Annotated in this window: 2 protein-coding genes; both read right to left on the bottom strand. The window is 60.8% G+C overall.

The window, feature by feature from the left end; translation table 11 throughout:
* Positions 1-671, bottom strand: a 671-nt coding sequence (locus C9413_RS26890; protein WP_348648807.1) for an SNF2-related protein, incomplete at its 3' end; no start/stop codon positions are given.
* Positions 668-5,509: a DEAD/DEAH box helicase gene (locus C9413_RS26885; RefSeq protein ID WP_281408683.1), complete on the bottom strand. Its 4,842-nt coding sequence runs from the start codon at positions 5,507-5,509 to the stop codon at positions 668-670. The genes C9413_RS26885 and C9413_RS26890, both read right to left, overlap by 4 nt.
* Positions 5,510-5,524 lie beyond the last annotated feature (15 nt).

Here is a 5,524-nt window from a genome sequence, read left to right as displayed (position 1 = left end):
TCAGCGACAGATTCAGCCTCATTGTCGCGGCGGGCATCTGATTTGACGTAGTCGAGGCTTACAACCGTGAAGGGATACGCTCGGAAGATGCTGTCGTTCATCGGCAGCTCTCGCTCCAGGCGCGCTGCGGACGACGGCGTAACCGCCACCGCGGGGAAGTGGAACTTGTCCCGCATTTGATCGGCCCACTGCTTGACCAAGTGAGGCGGGCATAAGACGGAGAAGCTCTCGATCTCGCCACGATCGTAGAGCTCGCGCGCGATCAGACCGGCTTCGATGGTCTTGCCGATACCGACGTCGTCGGCGATGAGCAGACGCACGACATCCAGCTTCAACCCCATCATCAAGGGCACAAGCTGATACGAACGCGGGTTGAATCCGATGCGGCCAGCGCTGCGGAATGGACCAGCTCCGCGGCGCAGCGACATCTGAAACGCATCGCGAAGCAGCAGCGCCTCGTCCTGGGGGCCAACTCGGTCAGGGTCCGGCAGCTGGAACGTGGCGCTTTCGACGCCATCGATCTCGAGCGACCTCGAAACGACCTGGACGTCCCTCTCGCCGCCGGCGATTGGCCGCAGGTTCAGGATTTCCTCGCCGCTGCCAGGCAGGACGACCCACTCGCGGCCGCGCGCGCGGACGAGCTCGCCCGGGCCGAAGATCGTGGTCGTCATGACGCGCACTCCTTGATCGCTTCAGCTATCGCTGCGAGGACCGATTCCGATGTCTCAGTCCCGGCGGCAGCGACGATGAATGTGATGCCCTTGTCCTCCAGGCCGCGTCCGACCAGACCTTGGAGATCCTCGGCGATCACTGCGAAGCGGTGATCGCGCCAGATCCACTCAACCAAATGACCTTCGATCACGATCGGACGATTGTCGGCCGGCGGGAGGCCATGGGATTTCAGTGCCTCGGCGAAATCGCTCTTAGAGTGCTCACCATCAGTCACCCGGGCGGGGCCTGTTACCACCAGTTCTGCGTTAGCCAACCTGGAGAGCAGTAGGCGGAACTGTAGGGAACGACGATCGATGACTTCGTGGTCTGTCTGATTGTAGTACGAGAGCAAGCACTTATAGCAGCCTGCCACGCAGCGCGGATCTCCCTTGTCCTCCAGAGCGTCGACATGCCGTCCATTAACCTGGAAGTACTCAAGATCGAAATGGCAGATGGAGATCGCGGTGTCGACAACGCGGCGAAGGGTTTCGGTTTCCTTGACAAGTCTCGCGAGAACGCCGGCCCCGCCCTCTGTCGCCTCATAGACCAGTATGGCATGGCGGTCATCGCGCGACGGCAGTGGTTCGCCAAGTACCTCTCCCTCCTCGAGTTGAAAAGTCATCTCGATGCCGCGAAGAAGGGCATGCTGGAGGGTCGCTGTCGTTTCGACTGGCAACCTGTCTCCGCGGAAGCGGATCAGGAGTGCATTCTTTCTATCCTCAACGAATGGTACGATGTTCTGCGGTCGAACCTTGCTCGGATCCCTGATGGCATCCGCGTCCTCGTCCTCGGCCGCCGCCAACCAGTAGCCGCTTGCCGGGTTGATGGGATAGCCCAGGCTATCGTTCTTGGCACGGCGGCGAAGGCCCACATTGAAGCGACGGATGAGAGTCGCGGGTCCGAAAGACAGATCCGCGAACGCCTCACCGCCTTCGACCAACTGAGACGTCCTCACGTCCAATCGACCGGCGTCGCGGACGGGCCACTCGAAAACGGTGCGGATCTCGAAGCCCTGCCGTTGGCGATCCTCGTCGTTAGCGGTGATTCGGTCGGCCGGCATCGTTTCGACGCTCTCAATACGGAAGCCGTCCCGGATCTCGTCGGCGTCAGCCAACGTCGTTCCGCAGTTACGGCAAAAGTCCGGCTTTGGCACTGCATGCGAGCAGCCACACTCGCCGCAGATAACAAAGGCCTGCGTTGTGAGCTCGCCATTAGTCTCCTGCACGCCGGCGCGGATAATGACCCGGTTCACTCGGTGCGCGCGGCCCTCGTGATAGATCAGGCTTCGGGGCCCGAATTCGGAGATGCCGACGAACCGCGATCGTTGAATCGGGGCACGCGACTTCGACCCCCGGTACGAGCTCACAAATGCGGTGAGTGGCAGACGAGGGAAGTTGTAGCCCGGCAAAAACCCTTCAGTGGCCAGGTACCGGTAGGTGAAGTAGTCGGAGCTCTGGTTGTCCTCGCCAGCCAGGAGGAGCTGGATCTGGTCTTGGGCTTGCGCGGTTAGGCGTCGCGCTACGCGACGCTCCTGCTCGGAGGACGCGTAGCGGGAGAAAGCCTGCTGGGCGTCCCTTAACTGCTGCTCGGCAGATGTGAGCAATGACCGCCAGCGATCGAAAGCTTCGTTAAAGCGCACTGGCGCCTGCTTCATGATCCGCTCGGCATAAGCGTCGATGTCGCCAAGCCACGGGAGGTCTTCGCTTTCATCGTCGAACTCGCGATGTAGAATGTCCTTGGCAACAGCAGCTGCTCTATCCTTGGCCGCATCGTTTGCTGTCGCGGCTGCAATATCGCGCTTCAGCGAATTGCGATCGTTCTCCAAATCTACGACCTGGGCGATCTTCGCGCTCAGGATTGCTTCCGTCTCAGCGATCCAGATTGCCTGCAGGTGGCTCTCGACAAGGTCCTGGTTCTTTAGCTCGATTGTGGGAGCCCGCACGCGGCCCGCGACAATGTCGTTCTTGTTGTTGAAGTAGTACTGATCGTGTGGCGATTGCGCGGCACAATAGGTGACGATCAACGCCGCTTGTCCGTTTCGTCCCGCTCGGCCACCGCGTTGTGCGTAGTTGGCCGGAGTCGGCGGCACGTTCCGGAGGAAGACCGCATCGAGATCGGCGATGTCGACGCCAAGCTCCATTGTAGGCGAGCAGAACATCACCGGAAGGAACGTCGGGGTGTCAGCGAGCTCCTGCAGCTTGGCCGCGAACTTGGGAAGTTCGCGCATCCTTGCCCGATCCGCAGCCCTAAAGCGAAACCGAGCCTCGCGGACCTCTCTGGTCACCTGGTCGACCTGGGCGGTGTGCTCGCGCGCCTCGAGGCCGAACAACGCTGGGTCCTTTCGGCTCAACATCTCCGCTAAGGTCGCATAAAGTTCGGCGAAGAAAGCGTTACCGCCGTCGCGCGTGGTGGCAGCCGCCTCACCAAGCTTGAAAACGAACGCGCTCGGATAGATCACCCAATTGGGATTGATCTCGCCGGCGTAGGAGTCCCGACGCTCGAGGATTTCGTTGGTCAGAACTTCCAGTAAATCCTCCAGGACATGATTGTATTCCTCGACAGTCAGTCGATGTCCCCAAATCTTTCCCGCGCGAAGCTGCCGACCAAGCGCGGACGTCGGGCCGGATCGAATGCGCAAGGCTTCGTCACGAGCTACAATGTTTTTGGCGGGTGGATTGAGGAACAACGCCGACGACTGCCGGGAATTCTCCTCAGACAGATTCCACGGGGCTCGCAGTAACCCTTGAGAGCGGTCGCGCAATGCCTGCACGTTAGCGGCATCGAGCGAAACGGACTTGATGGCTAGATTGATCCGCATGTGATCGAGCAGCACGCGCATTCCCGTTTCGCGAACCGCAGCCGGTGCGTTGGCGAGAACGGGATGCCGACGCTCGAAGCGGTGGTCGGCCGCGGCAATGTCCGCTAGCCCCTTGTACTCGACCTTCATCATGCCGAGTCGAGCAAGATTAGGGTTGGTGATGCGCCAGATCTTGAGCTGGTCCACCCAGAAACGATGGATTAGCACCTCGCGCAGTGCCCTTTCGGCATCTGAAAGTGCTGCACCTTGGAGTTCGGGGTTCGACAACCACTCGATGCGCAGTCCCAGATGCTTCGAATCAAAGCCAAGGCAGCGCTGCAGTTCGCGACCGATCTGGTCGTCCTCAAGACCGGCTTCGCCGGCTTGTTGCAATGCGAGCAGCGTCGCAGCGCGCATGAGCGAGACGAAAACGAAGTCGTTAAAGTGCCCGGACTGAAGGGCAGCGTCCTGGCGGTTGTCGATGAAGCCCAAAATCTTCCGGTTGTGACGGTCCTGGTCGGAATTGGGCCGGTTCATCCAGTTTAGGATTGACGACACAATGATCGTGCTAGCGGAGCCGCGGCCTTCGGCGGTCAGGCCAGCGAGGCGAGCGCGGTCCGTTCCCCGCGAGCTGGTGGCCTCGCCGCAGGCCGGACAGAAGCGATATCGCCCGGGTTGAAACCAACCTTCGGTACCGCCGGTTTCGACCAGGTCGCCAGTGGGGGCGACGCGAACAAAGTGGTGCCGCCTCCGCGCGTATTCGCTCTTGAGCCTGACCTGCCCCGATTTCGTGGTTTCTTGCCACGCCTCTGGATAGTCCTCAACGGCGTCACTGAAATCGAGATCACTCCCCGATGGCATGAAGAAGCCGGCCTCTGAGCCGTCGTCGGCAGCGCTGTCGGCCATTTCGTCGATATCTCGCTCGACCAGGATCTCCTTGCTTTCGATCGTGCGGCGGATCACCGGCAGATGCTCTTGTCCGCAATGCGGGCAAAAGCGGAGTTGGTACAACCGCTTGTCGCCGGCCTCGTCCGGCAGGAAGCGCTGGCCGTTGAAGACCACGCGACGTTCGCCCTCGGGCTGGATCGTCATGTAGACTTGACCCGCGCCAGAGATGAACTGGTGTAGCCGAACTCCTAGGAAAGCCTTCTCGCTGCCGCTGCCGGTCCGCACTTTCTCGCTCCGACCGAGGACGAGTAGGAAACGCTCCAAAAAGCTCTGACACGTTACGAGATCCACGTCGCTGTCTTCTGACAACTTAGTTGCAGCATCCGTTAACGATCGGGGTGTCGCCCTGAGCCACGTGCCATCAAGCATGCCGTCCTTCTTCCCGGCGCGGACGCCGAGCACAGTCTCGATCCAAATGGCAATGGGATGAGACGCCAGCTGGGCATTGCTTGCACTCTCGTCCATGGGCGCCGAGATTGCCTGTGCGAGCCGGTCCCGTATTTTGTCCGCGTGGAGCTGGGGATCGGTGCGACGTTCGAGCCGCTCGGTGACCACGCGGCTCGGGGGGATGTCACAGTCGAACAGTTTGGAGGCGACATTAGCAACCGTGACCTCAGGCCGGTCATCGCTAGACATAGTAGCCGAGGTGCCGATGCACTGAAGGCCTCTGGGCGCGAGCTTCCGCCTTATTCGCCGTACCAGCATGGCGACGTCGGCGCCCTGCCGTCCGCGGTAGGTATGGAGCTCGTCGAGCACCAGAGTAGAGAGGCCGGCGCAGTTCTCAAGCACCTTTCTATCGACATCGTCCTGTCGGGTCATCAGCAGTTCGAGCATGACGAAATTTGTGAGTAGTATGTCCGGTGGATCGTCCGCAATCGCGCGGCGCTCCTCTTGGCTTTCCTGTCCGGTGTACCGCTTGAAGGTCACCTTCAGTTCTTCGGCCTTGCCATTGAAGTACTTCGCCAACTCCTCCTGCTGCGAGTTGGCCAAAGCGTTCATCGGATAGACTATGATCGCGCGCGTCCTGCGTCGGCCGCCGTGGCGCTCTTTCAGCGCGGCACTGATGAT

This window comes from Rhizobium sp. SEMIA 4085, assembly GCF_013004495.1.
Lineage (GTDB): Bacteria > Pseudomonadota > Alphaproteobacteria > Rhizobiales > Rhizobiaceae > Rhizobium > Rhizobium gallicum.
This window is presented reverse-complemented; position numbering and strand designations above follow the sequence as displayed.